This window comes from Colwellia sp. E150_009 (assembly GCF_053543955.1).
Genome location: NZ_JBHFOM010000033.1, coordinates 1 through 18,170 on the forward strand (window position 1 = coordinate 1; position 18,170 = coordinate 18,170).

General features: G+C 37.7%; 13 protein-coding genes and 1 other RNA gene. 9 read left to right on the plus strand and 5 right to left on the minus strand.

Annotation, left to right across the window (positions count from 1 at the left end; genetic code table 11):
- Nucleotides 1-5 precede the first annotated feature (5 nt).
- The 3 genes from ACE1OF_RS13860 to ACE1OF_RS13870 are packed head-to-tail and all read right to left on the minus strand — an operon-like array spanning nucleotide 6 to nucleotide 2,492.
- Nucleotides 6-725, minus strand: a complete 720-nt coding sequence (locus ACE1OF_RS13860) for an ABC transporter ATP-binding protein (RefSeq protein ID WP_448895237.1) — start codon at nucleotides 723-725, stop codon at nucleotides 6-8.
- Nucleotides 725-1,483 (minus strand): ABC transporter permease, encoded by a 759-nt coding sequence (locus ACE1OF_RS13865; protein ID WP_448895238.1) that lies wholly within the window; start codon nucleotides 1,481-1,483, stop codon nucleotides 725-727. The genes ACE1OF_RS13860 and ACE1OF_RS13865 overlap by 1 nt, the downstream gene beginning before the upstream one ends.
- 34 nt (nucleotides 1,484-1,517) lie before the next feature.
- The gene (locus ACE1OF_RS13870) at nucleotides 1,518-2,492 is read right to left on the minus strand and encodes an ABC transporter substrate-binding protein (RefSeq protein ID WP_448895239.1); all 975 of its coding nucleotides are present in this window, start codon (nucleotides 2,490-2,492) and stop codon (nucleotides 1,518-1,520) included.
- Nucleotides 2,493-2,600: 108 nt separating this feature from the next.
- Between ACE1OF_RS13870 and ACE1OF_RS13875 the strand changes: the two genes are divergently transcribed.
- Complete coding sequence (locus ACE1OF_RS13875; RefSeq protein ID WP_448895240.1) at nucleotides 2,601-3,293, plus strand: Crp/Fnr family transcriptional regulator; 693 nt, start codon at nucleotides 2,601-2,603, stop codon at nucleotides 3,291-3,293.
- 18 nt (nucleotides 3,294-3,311) lie between these two features.
- Here the strand turns inward: ACE1OF_RS13875 and argE are convergent, their stop codons facing one another.
- Nucleotides 3,312-4,484 carry an acetylornithine deacetylase gene (argE, locus tag ACE1OF_RS13880; protein WP_448895241.1) on the minus strand — a complete coding sequence of 391 codons (1,173 nt, stop codon included), beginning with the start codon at nucleotides 4,482-4,484 and terminating at the stop codon, nucleotides 3,312-3,314.
- Between the two features lie 271 nt (nucleotides 4,485-4,755).
- On the opposite strand from argE, the gene argC reads away from it, so the two are divergent.
- From argC to ACE1OF_RS13915, 7 genes are all read left to right on the plus strand, one after another.
- Complete coding sequence (gene argC, locus ACE1OF_RS13885) at nucleotides 4,756-5,787, plus strand: N-acetyl-gamma-glutamyl-phosphate reductase (RefSeq protein ID WP_448895273.1); 1,032 nt, start codon at nucleotides 4,756-4,758, stop codon at nucleotides 5,785-5,787.
- Nucleotides 5,788-5,840: 53 nt separating this feature from the next.
- On the plus strand, nucleotides 5,841-6,620 hold the full coding sequence (argB, locus tag ACE1OF_RS13890; RefSeq protein WP_448895242.1) for an acetylglutamate kinase: 780 nt from the start codon (nucleotides 5,841-5,843) through the stop codon (nucleotides 6,618-6,620).
- 84 nt (nucleotides 6,621-6,704) lie between these two features.
- Entirely contained in the window at nucleotides 6,705-7,646 is a 942-nt protein-coding gene (locus ACE1OF_RS13895) for an ornithine carbamoyltransferase (protein ID WP_448895243.1), read from the plus strand.
- Between the two features lie 78 nt (nucleotides 7,647-7,724).
- Nucleotides 7,725-8,984, plus strand: coding sequence for an argininosuccinate synthase (locus ACE1OF_RS13900; RefSeq protein WP_448895244.1), 1,260 nt, complete (start codon nucleotides 7,725-7,727; stop codon nucleotides 8,982-8,984).
- 11 nt (nucleotides 8,985-8,995) lie between these two features.
- Complete coding sequence (gene argH, locus ACE1OF_RS13905) at nucleotides 8,996-10,933, plus strand: argininosuccinate lyase (protein ID WP_448895245.1); 1,938 nt, start codon at nucleotides 8,996-8,998, stop codon at nucleotides 10,931-10,933.
- A gap of 70 nt (nucleotides 10,934-11,003) precedes the next feature.
- The gene (gene argA, locus ACE1OF_RS13910) at nucleotides 11,004-12,314 is read left to right on the plus strand and encodes an amino-acid N-acetyltransferase (protein ID WP_448895246.1); all 1,311 of its coding nucleotides are present in this window, start codon (nucleotides 11,004-11,006) and stop codon (nucleotides 12,312-12,314) included.
- Nucleotides 12,315-12,857: 543 nt separating this feature from the next.
- Complete coding sequence (locus tag ACE1OF_RS13915) at nucleotides 12,858-15,992, plus strand: S8 family serine peptidase (protein WP_448895247.1); 3,135 nt, start codon at nucleotides 12,858-12,860, stop codon at nucleotides 15,990-15,992.
- Between the two features lie 539 nt (nucleotides 15,993-16,531).
- Here ACE1OF_RS13915 and ACE1OF_RS13920 read toward each other — a convergent pair.
- A complete protein-coding gene (locus ACE1OF_RS13920) occupies nucleotides 16,532-17,065 on the minus strand; it encodes a PEP-CTERM sorting domain-containing protein (RefSeq protein WP_448895248.1) in 534 nt (177 codons plus the stop codon).
- Nucleotides 17,066-17,486: 421 nt separating this feature from the next.
- On the opposite strand from ACE1OF_RS13920, the gene rnpB reads away from it, so the two are divergent.
- Nucleotides 17,487-17,907: RNase P RNA component class A (rnpB, locus tag ACE1OF_RS13925), an RNA gene on the plus strand.
- The last annotated feature ends 263 nt before the right edge of the window (nucleotides 17,908-18,170 follow it).

The following is an 18,170-nucleotide window of genomic DNA, read 5'->3' on the forward strand; positions in this document are numbered from 1 at the left end:
CTACCTTATTTTTTAGTGGAATAAAATTTATCAAGAAAGTTCTCCCTTTCGGCAATGTTTGTATTTTTGTCCACAGTGAGTTTGGTGCAGCCATGCTTGTTTTTTTGGAAAAACAAGCGGGATGGCACCAACGGCAATACTTGGTCTATATAGTGACTCACATAAAGCATTGTTATTTCAGGTTTCAGAAAACAGCTCAACAATTGGCTAAGTTGTTGTGTTAAGTTTCGGTCTAAGGCACTAAATGGTTCATCAAGTAGTAATAAATCAGGTTCAATAGCAAAAGCTCTGGCTAATGAAACGCGTTGTGCCATACCGCCAGATAATTGATAAGGGTAATAATTTTTATATTGAAGTAGGTCCACTTGCGTCAATAATGCAGTGAGTTTGTGTTCCCTTTTTTCTTTGTTGATTTTAAGAGGTTTCATTACTTCAGTAATGTTTTGGGCAACCGTCAACCATGGCAGTAATCGTGGTTCTTGGAAAACATAACCTATTCTTGATGCTTGGTTTGTTAGTGTGCCTTTTGAGGGCTGGTGAATGCCTGCAATTAATTTTAATAAGGTTGATTTACCAACACCGCTGTCTCCAAGTAAAGCGACTTTATCGCCTCGATTAAGTTGGAATGACAAGTTCTCAAAAATAATCTGTTCAGCAAGGGTTAGCCCAATGTTATTCATGCAGACCAGTTTATTTGATTGGTTTATAGGAGTATTTATTTTCATTAGATAAATTCTCTCCAACGTAATAAATAATGCTGAATAGGCTTTAAAAGTACTAGTTCCATAAAGGCAACAATACATAAGCTCACCGTAACCCAAGCATATAGTTCGGCAGTGGCAAAATTACTGCTAGCATTAGCTAGCTCGTAGCCAATACCTTGATGAGTACCTAACACTTCGGCGAGTACAACAATGCGAACGCCATTGCAGCAAACAATAATTAAGGTGGCAGATAACGGACCTGCAATGGCTGGTATATAAATTTTTACTAATCGCTGAAACCAAGAAAATTGGTATACTTTTGCTAGTTCAAACCAATGGTTATCAATTTGCTCAACCGCTTTTTGTGTATTGATGTAAATAGTGGGTGTTAGTAAAAGTACAGCGATAAAAATCACCATGGTGTTACCCATGCCAAACCACAACATAGCAAGTAACACCACAATAACGGGTGGAATACTCATCAGTAGCCAACGAAATGGAGCCAAATAAAACTTTAACCAAGCATGTCTTCCTGCAATTAAACCTAAAGTGAAACCAATAGAGCAAGCAAGGCTAAGTGCGTATAACAAACGTATAATAGTTATCAATAATTGCTGCCAAAACTCTGCCGTTAGTATTAATGTTGACAGTTGCATTAACGTTTGTAGGGGTGACGCAAGGATCATTGCATTTAAGTAGTTAGCAAGCAGTTGCCATAGTCCCAAAAGACTAATTACGCTACACAAATAGATAATGTTTTTTTTATGTGTGTTCATCATATGCTGAGCTTATTGGTTAGCATGAAATATAAAATCATAAGGAGAAATAAAAATTATCGTCAGGTTGTTTACCGCCAATCCGTTTGGCATCACGTTCTGCAAGTAATTGATAAAAATTTTGTAGATCTGTTTTAGCAATATTGCTGTCAATAGGTTCTAACTTGGTTTTTGTTATGGCGGTAATTAATGCAGATTTTGGCATTTTTGGTAGGTATTTTTTGACAATATCAGCACATAAGATCACATTTGTATTACACCAAAGAGCCGCTTTTTTATAGGCGCTATTGACTTTTGACATGAATACTTTGTCAGTATTTACCGACGTGTTGGCAATAATACCTGCTTGTGGCAATTTGGGTGTGTTAGGGAATGTTTGTTGCCACTGCTGGCTAATATTGATGGTGCGTGTTAATTTAAAGTCTCCTTTTTTGCTATTTTGATACAATGCAACAGAGCTAAGAGGTTCAACCAATAATGCGTGCTCAACTTGCCCAGATAAAAGTAACTGTGCAGCATCTGCTAAGTTATGGCTATACCTTATTTTTACCTGATTAGCTTTAGTTGTTAACTGTGCATTCAGTAGGTGTTCAAAAATAATACTGGGCATATCATTTTTAAATGGGATGACAATTTCTTTACCGATTAAATCAACAAGTGAAACTACTTTTTTGTTTCGACTAATAATATCCATGATATTCCAAACGGAAATATTCAATAGCGTTAATTGATGACCTTTATTGTAAAAAATAGCTGCTAGGTTTGATGGCATAGCCGAAAAATCAACTTGGTTACCTATCACCATGGCGCGTAGTTGGTCAGGATTTTTCCAACGAACAAAAGAAAATACGATTGAGGAAGATGACAACATTTGTTGTTCAGCCATTACCATTAACGGGTAGCTAACCACAGCAGCAGGGCCTGCCAATGTTATTTTTTTTGTATCTGCAAACGCGGTATTAACGCTTAACATGAAACTTAAAAGTGAAAAATAGAAAGTATTTTTAGTCATTATTTTATTAAGTGAGAATGATTTGTATTTATATTAATATGGTTGTAGCATATCAGCACTTGATAAATATCAAGGTTGTTTACAATGACTTTCATTAAGGAAAAGTAAATGCCAGCTGCTCAATCAGATTTGTTACAACTTTTAGATAAAAAACAGAAAAATTTTCTTGATACGCAGAGTCAAAAATTGGCACTGTCTACGGGCGATTGCCTCTTTGAAAAGGGAGATTCTGCAGATAATATTTATTTAGTAAATAAAGGCAAAGTGACGCTGTATCGGTTAATGCCCAATGGTGAGCACAAGGTCTTTAAAGTTTTTTTAAGTGGTGGTGTTATTGCAGAAATGGCGGTTTTCATGCAGCCAAGAGTATACCCTATGAATGCGCATGTAGACCAAGCCACGTTGTTGACTTGTTATAGCTATAAAAGTTTAACTGAGTTATTTAGATCTGATAGTGAGTTAGCAATGAAGGTTATTGGTTTCATGAGTAATAGGGTGGGGCAATTAATGAACTCGTTAGATATGCTTACACAAGTGAATGCTAATCAACGCTTAGTTATGTATTTTGCTGAAATATACCGTAAACAAAATCAACAAGGAAATCGACTTGCGCTACCTAGCACTAAAAAAGTTCTAGCAACGCAACTGGGTATAACACCCGAAACCCTGTCGCGTTTACTGAATAAATTAAAGGCAGCTGGTCTAATACAAGAGACAGGAGCCTATATAACTGTGCCAGATTTTAACGGTTTATGTCGAGAAGTTGACTTAGTCTCAAGTATTTTTCAAAAAACGCATTAAATGCTGTTTTAATTTTACTTAAAAACAGTAACGTTGAATCATCGTTATCAGTAATTTGTCTGTTTTTTCAATTTCGCTGTGAGCTAAAAATTCATTGGGTTGATGTGCTTGCTCGATTGAGCCAGGCCCTAGCACAATGGTTTGACAACCAAGTTGCTGAATAAAAGGGGCTTCGGTAGCATAATTTACTGCACAACAGCTGTGACCACTAATTTCTTCAGCAATACTGACTAAGCAACTTTCTTCACCCGGTATTTTTGATTGCTCAAAGCTTGGAGAACTAGGGTGTAATTCTTCAAAGCTGATTCTAGCTGGGTACTTTTCAGCTAATGGTTTTAATGTTTCGCTTAACCAGTTCAGTAGTTCATCATCGCTCATACCAGGTAAGGAACGCAGATCTATGTCGAGTTCACAATAACCACAAATACGGTTGGCATTATCACCACCATTAATTGCGCCCATATTAAGCGTAGGAGCAGGCACATCGAATCTTTCATTATTGTAATTTAGGTTAAACTTTTCTTGTAAACTAATTAGCTCACCAATCACTTCATACATGATCTCAATAGCATTCACACCACGGCTTGGTTTACTTGAATGCCCAGACTGACCTTGTACACTAATACGATGCGACATATGTCCTTTATGCATCATAACAGGTACTAAGTTTGTTGGTTCTCCGATAATTGCTACATCGGGTTTGATCGCTTGGCTTTGTGCAAAAAAACGTGCTCCAGCCATTGTTGTTTCTTCATCTGCAGTGGCTAATATATACAATGGCTTTTTTAATTTTTTAACGTCCAAGCCTTTACATGCTTGTAAAATAAAAGCAAAAAAACCTTTCATATCACAGGTGCCTAAACCAAAAAATTTATCATTTTTATTGATAACATCCATAGGGTTACTTTCCCAGCGACGTTCGTCAAAAGGAACCGTATCACTGTGACCAGCCAATAATAATCCACCCTCACCGCTGCCTAATTTAGCCAATAAGTTATACTTATTATCACCTCCTTTATGCACATTTGGCACCTTTTGAATGTCAATAGAAAAACCTAATTGTTCGAACCATGTGGCTAGTAATTGAATCACTGTTAGGTTTCCTTGATCCCAACTAGGTTGAGTGGAACTAACTGATGGGCAGGCAATTAACTGTGTCAAGGACTGAGTGAAATCTGGCAGTTGTGGCATAAATAATATCCATAAAAAATCATGAGAAAAAAGCTTAAATAGTTATGCTTATTAGTTGCATAACTACCCATTAACTGGTAAATTGTTTTTATAGTGTAAATAACCTGTTTTTATAAGGCTACTCTTTTCATAAGGCACAGTGTAATGCTAATTGTTCAAGGAATACGACGACGATAGATATTTATTTTATTATCTCTTGGACGCTTTAGTTATAAGAGATTGGTTATATCGTTTTAATTATTTGAATAATAAGGTTTTAATTGTGTCAGAAATAAAAAAAGTTGCTGTTATCGGTGCCAGTGGTTATGCCGGCGCGGAGTTAGTTGGTTTACTAAATCAACATGACAAAGTTTCAATACAACATCTTGTTGTGTCGGAAAACTCTACTTCCTGTGGAAAACCTTTTAGCGAATTACATGGTCGCTGGCAGGGGATATGTGATGTACCCCTGCAATCTTTTTCTCAGCAATGGTTTGAAGACAATGTTGTCAATACTGCAGAAAAATTAGATGCTGTTTTCTTTGCTACACCGCATGAATTTAGTGCCGATTGGGCACAATTATTTGTTGATTATGGGGTGAAAGTATTTGATTTGTCTGGTGGTTTTAGATTGAAAAAACCAACAGATTACCCTACCTATTATGGCTTTGAGCATGCGAATGTCGATGCTTTGGCGCAAGCAAAATATGGCTTAGCTGAGTGGCAACATGATGATATAGCCAATACTGATTTAATTGCTGTACCAGGCTGTTACCCAACAGCAAGTTTACTGTCATTAAAACCTATTACTAGCAATAAGCTGCATGTGGAAAATTCACTGATTGTTGTAAACGGTATTAGTGGTGTCAGTGGTGCGGGTAGAAGTGCTTCTCTTGCAACTAACTTTAATGAGGTGAGCTTAAAGCCTTATAATATTTTACAGCACAGGCACCAACCCGAAATTTCTCAAGAAGCTGGCGCTCAGGTCATTTTTAATCCTCACTTAGCTCCTTATAAAAGAGGTTTGCTAGCGACGGTTACTATGCAACTAAAAGCAGGTGTTACGGCAACACAAGTTAATTCTGCTTTTGAGCAAGCTTATCACGATAAACCGCTTGTTCGGCTAGTGAAATCTTGGCCGCAAATTGGTAATGTAGCACATACTCCTTTTGCTGATGTTCATTGGCAAGTCGATGAAGAAAAACAAGTGGTGGTTGTGAGCTGTGCTATTGATAATTTACTCAAAGGTGCATCATCGCAAGCAATACAGTGTTTTAATATTACCCTTGGTTTACCTAGCGAATATGCTTTAATAGCTAAATAACTAAAATCTTTTGTTGTTAGTATTGAGTTGCTAAATAAAAATAGAGAAGAAAAATGAGTAATCCCAAACCCTTAGTAATCAAAATTGGCGGTGCTATCTTAGAAAAAGAGGCTGCACTACAGTCATTATTAGTTGTGATCGCAAACCTTAAAGTGGATGCCAAAGTTGTTTTAGTACATGGTGGTGGTTGTGTTGTTGACGAAATGTTAGCACAGGCTGGTTTTACTACGGTTAAAAAGCACGGTTTACGAGTAACACCTAAGGCGCAAATTGGTCTTATTAGTGGTGCATTGGCGGGCACAGTAAATAAATCTATTGTGGCGTTGGCAAACAGTATGAATTTGTCTGCTGTGGGCTTATCGTTAACCGATGGTGATATGATTGCTTGCACTAAGTCAGAATTAGACCTAGGAGAGGTGGGGGTTCCTAGTCCCAAATCTAGTCAATTGTTAGACGCTTTACTTCAAAATAATTTTTTACCTGTGGTTTCATCTATTGGCGCTTTACAAAATGGTGACCTTGTTAATGTTAATGCTGATGATGCAGCCGTAGTTATTTGTCAGCTACTTAATGCTGAACTTTTATTATTAACTGATGTTAATGGCGTTAAAGGTAGTGATGGTGAATATTTAACGTCGCTTAATAGTGAGCAAGCTGCAGCATTGATTGAAACGGGTGTTATTGCTGGCGGTATGACAGCAAAAGTTAATGCGGCATTACACGCTGCAAATCAATTACGACGAAGTATCGCGGTTGCAAGTTGGCAATCGCCTGAGCAAATTCCGAGCCTGTTGAATGGACAGGGCATGGGTACGCAGATTTTACCTAATTAAGTATCAGTGGCGTTACCTTTTAGCTTAGTCTCATTAGTTTTGTCTTATTAGAAAATACTTTAGATTAATTGAATAGAGAAATTTATGTTACAACAAACTAAAGCACTACAACTTTCCCATTTTTTAGCTGATGATGAGCTAAATAAAGCACAATTATTAGCCCTAATTGAACTTGCTATTAAGATTAAAAATAATCCCCGTGATTATAATCAAGCGTTAGCAGGTAAATCAGTTGCCATGATTTTTGAAAAACCCTCACTAAGAACACATGTTAGCTTTGATATGGGCATCAATAAATTGGGTGGGCACGCCCTTTACTTAGGTCAACAAAACGGCAAGTTAGGTGAGCGCGAGCGTGTTAGTGATTACGCTAAAAACTTATCTTGCTTTGCCGATGCTATTGTTGCTCGTGTTTTTAGTCACGACTCAATTCAAGGCTTAGCTGAACATGCTAGCGTACCTGTTATTAATGCCTTATGTGACGTTTATCATCCCTGTCAGGCTTTGGCTGATTTTGTTACTTTAACCGAAAGATTCGGCGACGTAACTCAGGTTAAACTTGCCTATGTTGGCGATGGCAATAATGTTTCTCATTCTTTAATGATCATGGCCGCCACGTTGGGTGTTGACTTTACCTTGGTAACCCCGATAGGTTATGAAGCAAAATCAACAATTATTGAAAAAGCAAAAATACTGGCGAATGAATCGGGCGCAAAACTTAATATAACGAGTGACATTAATAGTATTGGCGCGCAAGATGTCATCTATACTGATACATGGATTTCTATGGGTGATGAAGACGCTAATAAAAAGTCAAAAGTTATCGCACATTTTTTACCTTATCAGGTTAACCATACGTTGATGAATAATACAGAGGCGAGTATTGTTATGCACTGTCAACCTGCACATTTGGAAGAAGAAATTACAACAGCACTTTTTGATAGTGAAATGTCAGTGGTATTTCAGCAAGCTGAAAACAGAATGTGGGCACAGAATGCCGTATTAGTAACCCTATTAACCAGCTAATGAACAAACTGATAATAAACCTTATCAAAAACAGAATTGAAATAACTGAAATAATTTAACAAATTTAGAGAAAAAATCATGAGTATTCAAAAGAAAAAGATTAAAAAAGTCGTATTAGCGTATTCTGGTGGATTAGACACATCAGCGATCATTCCATGGTTGAAAGAGAACTATGAAGGTTGTGAAGTGGTTGCTTTTTGTGCTGATGTTGGTCAAGGAGAAGATGAACTCGTTGGTATTCAAGAAAAAGCCATTGCTTCAGGTGCTTCAGAATGCCACGTTGTGGATCTTAAAGAAGAATACGTAAAAGATTATATTTACCCCATTCTTAAAACAGGTGCTGTATATGAGGGCCAATATTTACTTGGTACGTCAATGGCGCGTCCTGTTATTGCTAAAGCGCACGTTGAAGTGGCTTTAAAAGTAGGTGCTGATGCTGTATGTCATGGTTGTACGGGTAAAGGTAACGACCAAGTACGTTTTGAATCTTGTTTTGCTGCATTAGCACCAGAGCTAACTGTTATTGCGCCATGGCGCGAGTGGGACATGGTTTCTCGTGAAGATTTATTAGATTACTTAGCAGAGCGTAATATTCCATGTTCAGCATCATTAACTAAAATTTATAGCCGTGATGCAAACGCATGGCATATTTCGCACGAAGGCGGTGAGTTAGAAGACCCATGGTGTGAGCCGTCTAAAGAAGTTTGGACTATGACTGTAGATCCTATGGATGCACCAGATGAAGCTGAACGTGTTCAACTAAGCTTTGTTAAAGGTGAATTAGTTTCTGTTGACGGTAAAGACTTTAAAGCGAATGGTACGCCAGCACTTGACGCATTAATGTACTTAAATGCCAAAGGCGCAGCACACGGTGTAGGTCGTATAGATATCGTAGAAAACCGTTTAGTGGGTATGAAGTCTCGTGGTTGTTATGAAACGCCAGGTGGCACAATCTTAATGGCGGCATACAAAGGCTTAGAAACCTTAATTCTTGATAAAGAGTCATTAAAGTACCGTGAATCAATTGGTTTAGAGTTTTCACATGTTATTTATGATGGTCGTTGGTTTACGCCGTTAGCTAAAGCACAACTAGCTGGCGCTGCATCTTTTGCTGAGCAATTAACGGGTGATGTGGTTGTTAAGTTATATAAAGGTATGGCACAAGTAACACAACGTCGTTCACCTAACAGTTTATACTCAGAAGAATTTGCAACCTTTGGTGCTGATGATGTTTACGACCAAAAACATGCTGAAGGATTTATTCGTTTATTCAGCTTGTCTAGCCGTATTACTGCACTAAGCCAGAAAAGTGCCCAAAAAGACAACCAAAAAGGTTAGGAGATAAAGTTATGGCCTTATGGGGTGGACGTTTTAAAGAAAAAGCGAGTGTACAATTTAAGAAATTTAATGACTCGCTACCTGTTGATTATCGCATGGCAGTGCAAGATATTGTGGGTTCAATTGCTTGGGCGCAGGCAATTCATGAAGTTGGCGTATTAAATGACGATGAATTAACACGCTTAACGGCAGCATTGAATGAATTAAAAGTGTCAGTAGAAGAAAACCCAAAACAAATCTTGCTGTCTGATGCCGAAGATATTCACAGCTGGGTAGAAATTCAGCTAATAGCAAAAACAGGGGACTTAGGCAAAAAACTCCATACAGGTCGTAGTCGAAATGATCAAGTGGCCACTGATTTAAAGCTATGGTGTAAAGAAACAGGTGGTGATTTATTATTTGCATTAGTTAATTTACAACAAGCAATGATGAATTTAGCTGAACGTGAAAAAGACACAGTGTTGCCAGGTTATACTCATTTACAACGTGCACAGCCCGTAACGTTTGGTCATTGGTGTTTAGCCTATGTAGAAATGTTCAACCGTGATATTGGTCGTTTAAAAGATGCTTTGTATCGTTTAGATGTCTCGCCGTTAGGCTCGGGTGCATTGGCAGGAACGGCTTACCCAATTGACCGTAATGCCTTAGCCAATCGTTTAGGTTTTAGAACAGCAACCATGAATAGCTTAGATGCAGTTTCAGACCGAGATCATGTGATTGAACTGCTCGCAAGTGCAAGTGTTTCAATGATGCATTTATCGCGTTTTGCCGAAGACTTGGTTTTTTATAATTCAGGCGAAGCTGGCTTTGTTGAAATGAGCGATTTAGTTAGCTCTGGCTCTTCTTTGATGCCACAAAAGAAAAACCCCGATGCTTGTGAATTAATTCGCGGCAAGGCAGGGCGAGTATTTGGTTCATTAACAGGCATGTTAACTACCATGAAAGCGTTAGCGCTTGCCTATAATAAAGATATGCAAGAAGACAAAGAAGGGCTATTTGACGCCCTTGATACATGGCAAGAATGCATGGAAATGGCGGTATTAGTTGCTGATGGTTTAAAAGTAAATAGAAGCCGTACATTAGCGGCTGCACAACAAGGTTATGCTAATGCAACGGAACTTGCAGACTATTTAGTGAGCAAAAACATTCCGTTTCGTGAAGCTCATCACATTGTTGGTGAAGTTGTTTTGGCGGCCATTGCAGAGGGTTGTCCGTTAGAAGATTTAACCATTGCGCAATTACAAACATTTAGCACACAAATAGAAGCAGACGTTTATCAGCATTTATCCATTGAATCCACACTTGATAAACGTGAAGTACTTGGTGGTACGTCTCGTTCACAAGTAGAAAAAGCCATGGCAAATATTCAATCGGGTAATGAAGAAATATTGAATGAACAAGTGGCTGGTGCTCCCGGTATTCAACAAACAGAAATTGCTCTTAAACAAGTAAAACAGCGCTTGAATGCACAACGGGCTGCTGCTATGTCAGTGCGTAGAGCACGTATGTCAGATGTAAATAAAATACATCAGTTAGTTAATATTCAAGCTGACAAAGGTGAAATATTACCAAGATCACTTGATAATATTATTCACGATATACAAAATTTTGTAGTTGCAGAGCTTGAAGGTGAGGTTGTTGGTTGTGCATCACTTTACATTTACCAAACGGGTCTTGCTGAAATTCGTTCTGTTGTTGTTGAAGAAGCAGCTAAAAACCAAGGACAAGGTGAGGCATTAATTCAGTACCTTCTTGAATTTGCTTACCAAATGGAGTTAAAACAAATTATTGTATTAACTTATATTCCTGCATATTTCACCAAATTAGGCTTTAATCTTATTGATAAAGACTCACTAGCTGAAAATATAATTGAAGACAGTGAGCCAAGCCCACATAAAGACCCTGCAGATGAAGTTGCAATGGAATATATTGTTGGACAAGGCAAATAAATAGCCAGCCATTTAGGATTCGATCAAACCAAATATTAGAACTTAATGGTAATTGTAAAGTATGGAAAACATGAATAATAGTGATCAAAATTACGTAAAATGGTTTAGAAATGCTGCGCCTTATATTAATGCGCATCGGGGAAAAACCGTCGTATTAATGTTTGGTGGTGAAGCCGTTTCACACCCAAATTTTTCAAATATTATTCATGATATTTCGTTACTACGTAGCTTAGGCGTGAAGCTGGTTGTGGTGCATGGAGCAAGGCCACAAATAGAAGAACGCATGGCGCAGCGTAATATTGAACGAATTATTGAAAACAATATTCGCGTTACTGATGCCGATACGTTAAGTGCTGTTAAAGACGCGACTGGATCACTACGTTTACACATTGAAGCCTTATTAACCACAGGTTTAGCAAACTCTCCCATGCATGGCTCTCGTATTAGAGTGAGTACGGGGAATTTTGTTATTGCTAAACCTATGGGCGTACGTGATGGTATTGATTATAAATATACGGGCACTGTACGCAGAATAGACTCAGAAGGCATAAATATGCAGCTAAATTATGGTTCTATTGTGCTGCTATCACCTATTGGGTATTCACCTACAGGCGAAGTATTCAACCTAGCATTAGAAGATGTTGCTGCGCAAACAGCTATCGCCTTAAATGCCGATAAATTAATTACGCTAACGAATGACGATGGCCTACTTGATGAAACAGGGCAGCTTATTAAAAGCTGTAGTGTACGTCGTGTTAAAACCTTGCTTGATGATAAAGATGACCATGTTCGTCAACTATTACTACGCGCAATTATTCAAAGTGGCGAAAATGGTGTTGAACGCTGTCATTGTGTTAGCTATCAAAGTGATACTGCTCTATTGCAAGAGCTTTTCAGCCGTGATGGTGCTGGAACACTCATTGCTAAAGACCACAAAGAAGAACTGTCTACAGCAACCATAGATGATGTGGCTGGTATACTGGAGCTGTTGGCACCACTTGAAGCAGAAGGCATTTTGGTTAAACGCTCTCGTGAATTATTGGAAGTTGAAATAAACCAATTTATTGTGCTCAAAAAAGAAGACATGATTATTGCTTGTGCTGCACTTTATCCATACCCTGACGCTAAAATGGGCGAAGTGGCGTGTGTTGCAATTCACCCAGATTACCGTAAAGGTAATCGAGGTGGTCGACTTATTACTGCGTTAGAAGAAGAGGCAAAGTTGTTAGATTTATCTGCAATATTTGTCTTAACCACTGTTAGTGGGCACTGGTTTCAAGAGCAAGGTTTTATTGAGCAACCAACGGAAAAATTACCTGAAGGCAAACAAAAACTGTACAATTTTCAACGTAAATCTAAAGTCTTTATTAAAGAAATTTAAGTTGTTCATTAAAATTACTCCTGTTTAAGCTTAGTTTTTTCTTGTCTATTAATTATCTATGCTTGTACTTCTTTTTGTAATACCCGTTCCTCCTCTTATCTTGTTTTTTTGTAATATACTTAACAAGTTTTATTTACTGACTTAGAATCTAAAAAATAGAGTGTCAGATTATTTTACATGTCTAAATTGTTTCTTTATCTGTACTATATTTCGTTTCAGAGTGCCTTTATTGGTTTTTTGTTTGTTTATTCTATTTTTCGTGTTTATTATTGTATTATATTTCTTTTGTTGTTGTTTTTTTGTTTGTAAAAAATAACCAACGTAAACTTTTTGTAAAATTAATTTACATATAATTTACGTTGGTTCTTTTCAACTTGCTTTAGAAGCATATAAATAGGTAATACCTAGCTGTTGTTAACATAATTATAACAAGGCACTATTATTGCTTAATGCTAAAGGGTGCAATATTCATTGTGCGTATTAATGAAAGAAAAAATGAATATCAAGGTTTAATGAGAAAATAATAATAAACAGGAGATAAAGATGGAATTTAAGAGATCTACACTGGGACTGGGGGGCTTGATTGCATTAGTTATAACCGCAGGTACAGCTACCACGGTTATAGCAAATGAAGTAACGGCTGATATAAGTAAATTCAAAGTTGATACAACGAGGCTGAATAATACAAAGCATCATACCAGTAACTACATTGTTCAATTAAAGGGCAAAGTAGCAATTGCACAAGCGCAAGATATAGGCGAGCTTATGCCTACTAATCAATTGGTTGCGAATGTAGGCAATAGATATAATGCGTATACACCAGCAATGATAGCTTATACAGAAGCACTAGAGAAAAAACAGAAAGAAGTTGCTGGAAGTATAGGGGCGGTAGATATTATTTACTCTTTTACACATACCTTTAATGGCTTTACTGCTAAATTAAGTGACAAACAAAAAAGTGAATTAGAATCTCACCCAGACGTTATCGGTGTTTGGAAAGATCAATTAGAAGTGATAAATACTTCTAACACGCCAGAATTTTTAGGTTTAACAGGCCCTGGGGGACAACATTCTCTAAATATTAAAGGAGAAGATGTCATTATTGGTGTAATTGACACGGGTATTTGGCCAGAGAATCCAAGCTTTTCTGATGATGGTTCTTACTCTGACCCTATTGGTTTAGGCTGGCAAGGTTCATGTGATATAGGCACTGATACGGAATTTTATTGTAATAATAAATTAATTGGCGCGCGTTATTTTGATGCTAGTTTTAAAAGTCAATATGATATTCAATATGTATTAGGTGAGTTTGATTCACCACGTGATGCTGACGGACATGGAAGCCATACTGCAAGTACAGCTGGTGGTAATGAGAATATCGACGCTGTACTTTCTGGCATTTCCGCTGGAACTGTATCTGGTATGGCGCCACGAGCACGTATTGCTGCTTATAAGGCTTGCTGGAATAGTGACTATGTAAGCCCTGAAGGAAATAAAGAACGCGGTTGCTTTTACGGTGACACCATGGCAGCGATTGATGCCGCTGTTACTGATGGTGTAGATGTGATCAATTATTCTATTGGTGGTAGCAGAACAGATTTAACTATTCCTTCAACAACGGCTATGTTAAATGCAGCCGCTGCGGGTGTCTTTGTATCAGTTTCTGCGGGCAATGAAGGGCCTGATGTCGAAACAGTTGGCACACCAGCGCCATGGGTAACAAGTGTTGCAGCCTCAACATATAATGGTACATCAATAATTGTTGGTAAAGCACTGAATGTTACGTCAGGGTCACTCAATGGCACTTCATTAATGTCTGTTCCTGCTGAATTTGGGCCTGAAGCTCAGGGGTTATCGGGGGAACTGGTAATAGCTGAGCCAATAGAAGCATGTAATGAAGATCCTTTAACTAATGCGGGGGATTTGGCTGGAAAAATAGCATTAATTGCACGAGGTACATGCGCATTTACTGAAAAAGTCATTAATGCTCAAAATGCGGGCGCGCTCGGTGTGGTTATTTATACTTATAATGCAACTTCACCGTTTGCTATGGGAGGAGATGATCCTAGTGTTGTTATTCCTGCGGCAATGATTTCATTTCAAGATGGGCAAGCCTTGGTAACAAGTGTTATTGCTGAAAGCACTTCAGTAACATTCACTGCTACTGCGGTATCAGAGCAAGCTACTGAAGTTGGAAACACCATGGCAAGTTTTTCTTCGCGTGGTCCTAACTTAAATACTTATGATATTATTAAGCCTGATATAACAGCACCTGGTGTAAAAATATTGGCTGCTACTACTTCAGCGCCTATGTTTTCAGCTCCTGGTGAAACATTTAAATACCTGCAAGGAACATCAATGTCTAGCCCTCATATCGCTGGTATGGCTGCATTGTTTAAAGAGTCAAATGGTACTTGGAGTCCAGCACAAATCAAATCAGCTTTAATGACTACCGCTCGTCAAAATTTGACAAAAGAAGATGGTATAACACAAGCAGATCCCTATGATTTTGGCTCAGGTCATGCTGACCCAGTTGCGGCGTTAGATCCTGGCTTATTATTTGACACGAATACAGCAGATTATCTAGCCTTCTTGTGTGGTCAAGACAAAGATGCTTTTGTTGAGGGGTATGATACAACATGTGCCAATTTAACAGCTGCAGGGTTTAGTACTGATGCGAGTCAATTAAACCTTCCGTCAATTGCGATTGCTGAGTTACTTGAGCCTGAAACAATTTTTAGAACCGTAACCAATGCGACTAGCTTTGCTTCTGAATATACTGCTACGATAGAAGCACCAGAAGGGTTTGAGGTAAGCGTACAAACTTTTGACGCTGCTGGAAATGAAACAGCAGGTAATACATTAGAAGTTGGTGCAAATGAGGCAGCAAGTTTTGCGGTGACTTTTTCTAAAACTGAAACTAGTGAAATTAATGTATGGAAATTTGGTGCAATTACATGGGCAGATAGTGCAGGACATTCAGTACGACTTCCACTGGCAATTAAAGGGGTACCAACGGTTAAAATTGAAGTTCCCGAGCTTATTTCAGGTACATTGAACCGAGGACGTTTCAGGTTTCCTGTTAAAATGTTGTATTCAGGAAATACAAGTATAGATTATGCTGGTTTAGTTGCTCCATTTGGTGTGAATGGTAGTGTAGAAGCAGATCCTGCTCAAGAATTTGAATTTTTGGGTGCTGGAACCAATTACCACATGTTTCATATTCCTGCAGGTACTAAGGTTGCTCGCTTTAGTCTTGGCGATTCTTTAGTTTCTGAGGATAACTCAGATTTAGATTTGTATGTTTATAGATGTATTGGCTGGAGCTGTACTCAAGTGGGGAGTTCTTTAAATGGTGGTTCAAATGAAAATGTAATTTTAACAACCCCTGAGCCTGCTGCTAATGTTGATGTTGGTGATGTTTACATAACAATGATACATGGTTACTCTACTGGAGATGCATCAGAAACAGATTACACTATGATTGGTTGGATTGCAGATATAGCTGAAAGTACTACTAGAATTATATCTAGCCCAAGAGCTATCCAAGGTCGATTTAATTATACCACTATATACACTAATGGTTTGCCAGCAGAATCTATATATATGGGAGCAGTCACCTATTATAATGAGGAAGGTAAACCTGAAGGCACAACGGTGCTTGAGCTAAGTAATTAATTCACTTTGTAATATGAGGAGTTAAAAATTAGCTTAAATAAAGGCTCTCTTAATTGATGTAAGAGGGCCTTTTTATTATATCAATTTATACCAATCTCACTAACCATGTGATCATTTATACTTGTTAAAATTACCCACCATATCACTATTTATTTAATTATTATAATGACTTATATGAACACCCTCTTGTCAACAATAAAGATTTTTTTTGAAGAACTGAAACGCTTACTTATGTTTGAGCTCTAATTGAGTAGTTAACTCTGGCTCACTGATACTTGCGCGCACAGGTGACTAAGCCTACGAAGTGAGCTCTAGGCTCTTAGTTGCTTACTGGTTTTGCCTGCTGCGTTATTGAGCTGGAAAAGCACTCTCGTCAATCAATGTTTAGCCTAAAGATAATACTAATTTTAGTTAAATTCTACACTTTGATATAACAGGGGGATAGGTACTTTTGACTTGAATAAGAGTGATAAGCGTAAGTTTTGCGGATTACAGGGATGAAAGGCTCTAACGTATAGAGCCTTTAAAGAATCAATAGATTAACTGTTTTTACGACGAACAACTAAACCCAAAATACCAGTTAAAAACAATATTAACGTTGCTGGTAATGGCACAGCTGTTGCTTTACCAAAAGCTAAAGCTCCTGCATCCCATAAACTGTCATCGGCATTATTGAATAAAGAAAAAGCAACGCTGTTTACTGGGTTGTACACATCAATATAACCAGAAAAACTAAGATCTGAAAGCAAGGTTACTTCAAAATCAAGTGACTCAATCCCCTTCATTATATTGGTCACATCAAAGGTCGCCACAAAAAGATTCCAAGTTGGATCAAAGGGATCGACATCAATACCATAAAAAGAAAATGATTCCCAAGTATTTTCAATAAAACCCCAACTATCAATATTATCGGTATCAACAGTTATATTCCCAATCACTTCAAACGTATCTTCAGTATCAAAGAAACTATTAAAAAGAATGTCTTGAGTGATCAATGTAGCATTAGCTGTACCAGCACAGCTAATGGCTAACGATAGCGATAAAAAAATGCGTAAAACTAATTTATTTAACATGTTACTTCCTATTTATTTTATTGTTATGTATTTTAATTTATAGATGAATATCAGAGATTTCATCTACTCCATATAATATGCAAAATCACTAAAGCAAAAACTATTCCTAATTATTTATCTCTATAATTATCAATTGATTAGTATATTTAATTTGGGTTATTAACCTTTTGTTTACAATTACTTTTATTTTTGTAAAAAAAGCTGACACTATGTTTTTTTATCCCCTTTTTTATCCCCTATTAATGTCAGTCAACATAACAAAGAGGTTACTCCTTTATGAATATAGATAAATATTGATGTGGGTAATCGCAGATAGTAGGCAGTGTTATTAATAATAAAATAATACGAATTTTCGCTGTTTATATTCACAATTATGAATGGTTAACATAGACTTTTTCCTTAAATAAAGTAGAATGCGCTTCGAGTTGACTAGACAATCGCTGCTTGCTGAATTTATTCTGTGGGGGGAGGAAAGTCCGGGCTCCAATGAGCAGGGTGCCAGGTAACGCCTGGGCGGCGCAAGCCGACGACAAGTGCAGCAGAGAGAAGACCGCCGATGGCTATCTTTCACTTATTTATAGGTGATAAAGCACAGGTAAGGCTGAAAGGGTGCGGTAAGAGCGCACCGGGCGACTGGTAACAGTTCGCAGCAGGGTAAACTCCACCTGGAGCAAGACCAAATAGGGTTTCATGATTATTTAGACGCAAGTTTGAATAATATAAGCGTGGCTCGCGTGGAAACCGGGTAGGTTGCTTGAGCCTTAGAGCGATTTAAGGCCTAGACGAATGATTGTCGCTTCCTTTGGAAGATACAAAACCCGGCTTATCGGTCAGCTCACAAATTTTTAGTAACCGCTTGTTTTTGCAAGCGGCTCTCTAAAATATCTTTATATCAAAGTGTTACGGTTGAAAAATTGGTACACGGACAAGTGTACGGTCGCTAATTTTCACACTTCAACATTTATTCTCAAATCTCACAAAACTTCACTCTCATCTTCATCTACGGAATACATTTAGGCTTCACTTTTTGCTTGATAAACTTCACTAAATTTTGACTATATTAGCACTAAAATTACTCACAATTATTGCTAAAACTAGGGCTAAA

What these genes read in the sequence shown, in the direction of transcription:
- ACE1OF_RS13860 (WP_448895237.1), bottom strand. Translation starts at nt 725, where the DNA reads ATGAAAATAAATACTCCTATAAACCAATCAAATAAACTGGTCTGCATG.
- ACE1OF_RS13865 (WP_448895238.1), bottom strand. Translation starts at nt 1,483, where the DNA reads ATGATGAACACACATAAAAAAAACATTATCTATTTGTGTAGCGTAATT.
- ACE1OF_RS13870 (WP_448895239.1), bottom strand. Translation starts at nt 2,492, where the DNA reads ATGACTAAAAATACTTTCTATTTTTCACTTTTAAGTTTCATGTTAAGC.
- ACE1OF_RS13875 (WP_448895240.1), top strand. Translation starts at nt 2,601, where the DNA reads ATGCCAGCTGCTCAATCAGATTTGTTACAACTTTTAGATAAAAAACAG.
- argE (WP_448895241.1), bottom strand. Translation starts at nt 4,484, where the DNA reads ATGCCACAACTGCCAGATTTCACTCAGTCCTTGACACAGTTAATTGCC.
- argB (WP_448895242.1), top strand. Translation starts at nt 5,841, where the DNA reads ATGAGTAATCCCAAACCCTTAGTAATCAAAATTGGCGGTGCTATCTTA.
- ACE1OF_RS13895 (WP_448895243.1), top strand. Translation starts at nt 6,705, where the DNA reads ATGTTACAACAAACTAAAGCACTACAACTTTCCCATTTTTTAGCTGAT.
- ACE1OF_RS13900 (WP_448895244.1), top strand. Translation starts at nt 7,725, where the DNA reads ATGAGTATTCAAAAGAAAAAGATTAAAAAAGTCGTATTAGCGTATTCT.
- argH (WP_448895245.1), top strand. Translation starts at nt 8,996, where the DNA reads ATGGCCTTATGGGGTGGACGTTTTAAAGAAAAAGCGAGTGTACAATTT.
- argA (WP_448895246.1), top strand. Translation starts at nt 11,004, where the DNA reads ATGAATAATAGTGATCAAAATTACGTAAAATGGTTTAGAAATGCTGCG.
- ACE1OF_RS13915 (WP_448895247.1), top strand. Translation starts at nt 12,858, where the DNA reads ATGGAATTTAAGAGATCTACACTGGGACTGGGGGGCTTGATTGCATTA.
- ACE1OF_RS13920 (WP_448895248.1), bottom strand. Translation starts at nt 17,065, where the DNA reads ATGTTAAATAAATTAGTTTTACGCATTTTTTTATCGCTATCGTTAGCC.